Source organism: Fibrobacter sp. (genome assembly GCA_024398965.1).
Classification (GTDB): Bacteria; Fibrobacterota; Fibrobacteria; order Fibrobacterales; family Fibrobacteraceae; genus Fibrobacter.
The window spans coordinates 1-3,354 of the sequence record JAKSIF010000102.1; the positions used below are offsets into that span (position 1 = coordinate 1).

Genomic DNA, 3,354 nt, shown 5'->3' on the forward strand with positions numbered 1-3,354 from the left:
CCATCATAATGGTGGTGCAGTTGGGGTTTGCGATAATGCCGCAACCGCCGTTTTCAGCCTTGTGGAGAGGAATGTCGCAAGCGTTCACTTCGGGAACGACCAGGGGAACATTGTCCATCATACGGAAGTAGCTGGTGTTGTCCACAACTACAGCGCCGTTTTCAACTGCGATGGGAGCGAATTCCTTGGAGACTGCGGCACCTGCAGAGGAAAGGACCAGGTCCACGCCCTTGAAAGCGTCTGCGCAAGTCAGTTCGACCTTGAGCTTTTCACCCTTGAAGGTGTATTCCTTGCCGACACTGCGTTCGGAAGCGAGGAGCTTGAGGTTCTGAAGAGGGAAGTTGCGCTGTTCCAAAATGGAAAGCAGTTCCTGGCCTACGGCACCGGTGGCGCCCATGATGGCTACGTTACGAATCATTTTTTAACCTTTATTGTTCTTCGGTTTGATTGTTATTGTTTGATTTTAAATTCTCGATATCTTTCCAGAATCGGTTCAGGGCCGCATTCATCTGGCTGATTTGCTTTTGTGCCTGCTCATGCTGAGCTTGTTGCTCCTCGGGATTCTCTACAAGGGTGTAGTTATACAGGGAGTAGGCGGCAAGTCGAACGCTTTCGCTAGCTTTGATAAGCTCGGAATGTGCCTCGCTGGATTCATGGGGATGGAATAAGCCCAAGACCTTTCTGTTCAATGCAGTAGCTGTGTTATTGATAGCAAGGGCCTGTCTGCTACGTGTTTCTCGTTCGGCCTCGTTAATGTTTGCGGCAAGAGGCTCGAACTCGTTGATGGACGTTACGACATCCCGCATGCGCTTGATGACAGTCTCGGCATCGACTAGGTAGTCCTCTAGTCTGCTAAGCTGAGCTTCGCCTTCGATAACAGGCTTGTTTCCGTGGTCCTTTTTTTTGACCTCTGCCTTTGGGGCGGGAAGAATCTTTCCACCTTCGCCTCGGGCGAATGCTGCAATATAGTCCTGGTACTTGGCGTTCATTGCAGCGATTTCCGCTGGGTTGTATTCAGAGGTTGGGATGAACGTAGGACGATCCCAGTAGGCGATGCCTAGGAATCCTGCAAACATGAACACGGAAAGGAAAATATTCCCCGTCTTGGTAGCGAGGTCTTCGCTTTTGATAGCGTAGATGACGAATAGAAACAGTAGGCTTGCGAAGGTGAGCAGAAGCCCGCCATCGCAGTTGTATGTTACGAATGAATTTTTCGCAAAGTAGAAAATGCAGTCCATGGCCACAATCAAAACAGACAAAACCACGCCGGCCAGTTTCTGGGTGCGTGTTTCTGCTGCTGCCGACTGGAGGATTGCCGTAAAGGTAATCCCCAGTGGGAGGATGAACATTAATGCTATTTCTGCGATTTGCTGAGACATTCTCTATTAGAACGGCATTTCTTCGTCAACTTCCTGAGTGGTGCCGTCAAAGGCTCCGCCCTGCTGGAAGTTGTTGTTCTGGTTGTAAGAGTTGTTCTGGCTGTAGTTGGCGCTCTGGTTGAATCCGCCCTGCTGGAAGTTGCCGCCGTTCTGGCCGCGGGGGGTCAGAAGCTGGAAGGTGTCGAGGCTGACTTCGGTAGCATAACGCTTCTGACCGGTGGTCTGGTCGGTCCAGCTACGGTTGGTGAGAGAACCTTCAACATAGAGAGTCATGCCCTTGTGGACGCCAAGCTGTTCCATGGTGTCGGCGACCTTGCCCCAGCCAACGATGTTGTGCCAGTCGGTCTGTTCCTTCTGTTCACCATTGTTGTCGCGGTAGCGGCGGGAAGTTGCGAGAGAGAAGGAGACGCGAGAACGTCCGCCGACCTGGCTCTTGCGATATTCCGGATCCTTGCCGAGGTTACCAATAAGCATCACTTTGTTTAAATATGCCATAAAATATGATTCCTGTTTTTAATTTTTGTTACGGGATAAAGATAAAAAATTTGGATGTCATAAAAGTGTCAATTTGGAGGATGTTGGGCATTAAAGCTTGTTTTGCAAACAGTTGTTGACATTTTTTTTAGCAAATATCTATCTTGAAAGAAAAAATAATCATCAATTATCAATCATCAATTATCAATTAATTATATGGTTACTCTCGCACTCTCTAATTTCGAAAAGACTTTCCCCGCCGCCCTGCGTGGCAAGCGCCTTGGTGCAGTCCTTCATCCCGCTTCTGTTTGTGCAGACCTGAGCTACACACTGGACCTTCTCAAGTCCTATGACGGCAAGTTGTTTAAGTTGTCTGCATTGTTTGGACCCCAGCATGGCATCAAGGGCCACACCCAGGACAACATGATTGAATGGGAAGGTTACGAAGATCCGGAACTCCATATTCCCGTTTATAGCCTGTATGGTGAACATCGCGAACCCACCCCGGAAATGCTTTCTCATGTGGATGCTCTTTTGGTGGACTTGCAGGATGTGGGCGCCCGTTACTACACCTTCATCTGGACTCTTTACTTGTGCATGAAGGCTTGCGAAAAGCTGGGCATTCCCGTTGTGGTTGTGGATCGCCCGAACCCCATTAACTGCGTGGACGAAGAAGGCCCGGTGCTGGACCTGAACTACACAAGTTTTGTGGGCCTTCATAGCATCCGTACCCGTCATGCAAAGACCATCGGCGAACTGGCTGAACAGTTCAAGGCCGAATGCTTCCCCAAGTGCGAACTTTACGTGATGCACATGGAAGGCTACGACAAGAAGATGTGGTACGACCAGACCGGTCTTCCCTGGATTTTGCCTAGCCCCAACATGCCCACCTTGGATACCGCTATCGTCTATCCTGGCATGTGTTTGTTCGAAGCCACCAACGTCAGCGAAGGCCGCGGCACTACTCGTCCCTTCGAAATCTTTGGTGCACCGTTTATCGATGCGGTCAAGCTTTGCAAGTATATGAACGGCCTGAAGTTGCCTGGCGTCTATTTCCGCGAGAACTACTTCCAGCCCACCTTCCACAAGGGTGCAGGCCAGATTTGTGGTGGCGCCCAGATTCACGTTCTGGATCGCGACAAGTTCCGCAGTTTCGACATGGCCATTAAGCTTCTGCAGTACATCTTCAACGAATACCCGAAGGATTTCGCCTGGAAGCAGCCGCCTTACGAATACGAATTCCACAAACTGCCTATCGACATTCTGCTGGGCAACGGAACCTTCCGTAAGGAATTTATTGAAAGTTCGATTTAATTGACTTGAATAAATCAAAAAGAAAAACCCGAGTCGTTTGACCCGGGCTTTTTCAATTTTGGTTTTCGCGGAGGTTGTCCGCGGCGAATTCCGAAAGTGGATTTCAACTACTTGAGGAAGTTCATGTAGGGGAGCTTTGCTGCAAGTTCCTGCACCTTGTCGGCGTTAGCCTGGAGGGCGGAGCGAG

Annotated in this window: 4 protein-coding genes; 1 reads left to right on the forward strand and 3 read right to left on the reverse strand. The window is 49.9% G+C overall.

From position 1 onward, the window contains the following. The 3 genes from MJZ26_14710 to ssb all read right to left on the reverse strand — a co-directional run. Positions 1-418: aspartate-semialdehyde dehydrogenase (locus tag MJZ26_14710; protein MCQ2107027.1), on the reverse strand; the 418-nt coding region annotated here is incomplete at its 3' end. Positions 419-428: 10 nt separating this feature from the next. Beyond that, a complete protein-coding gene (locus tag MJZ26_14715; GenBank protein MCQ2107028.1) occupies positions 429-1,379 on the reverse strand; it encodes a hypothetical protein in 951 nt (316 codons plus the stop codon). Positions 1,380-1,385: 6 nt separating this feature from the next. Further along, positions 1,386-1,874 (reverse strand): single-stranded DNA-binding protein, encoded by a 489-nt coding sequence (gene ssb / locus MJZ26_14720; protein ID MCQ2107029.1) that lies wholly within the window; start codon positions 1,872-1,874, stop codon positions 1,386-1,388. Positions 1,875-2,069: 195 nt separating this feature from the next. Between ssb and MJZ26_14725 the strand changes: the two genes are divergently transcribed. Further along, on the forward strand, positions 2,070-3,167 hold the full coding sequence (locus tag MJZ26_14725; protein MCQ2107030.1) for a DUF1343 domain-containing protein: 1,098 nt from the start codon (positions 2,070-2,072) through the stop codon (positions 3,165-3,167). Positions 3,168-3,354: the final 187 nt, after the last annotated feature.

Coding starts and splice junctions, on each gene's coding strand:
- MJZ26_14715 (MCQ2107028.1), bottom strand. CDS start 1,379: ATGTCTCAGCAAATCGCAGAAATAGCATTAATGTTCATCCTCCCACTG.
- ssb (MCQ2107029.1), bottom strand. CDS start 1,874: ATGGCATATTTAAACAAAGTGATGCTTATTGGTAACCTCGGCAAGGAT.
- MJZ26_14725 (MCQ2107030.1), top strand. CDS start 2,070: ATGGTTACTCTCGCACTCTCTAATTTCGAAAAGACTTTCCCCGCCGCC.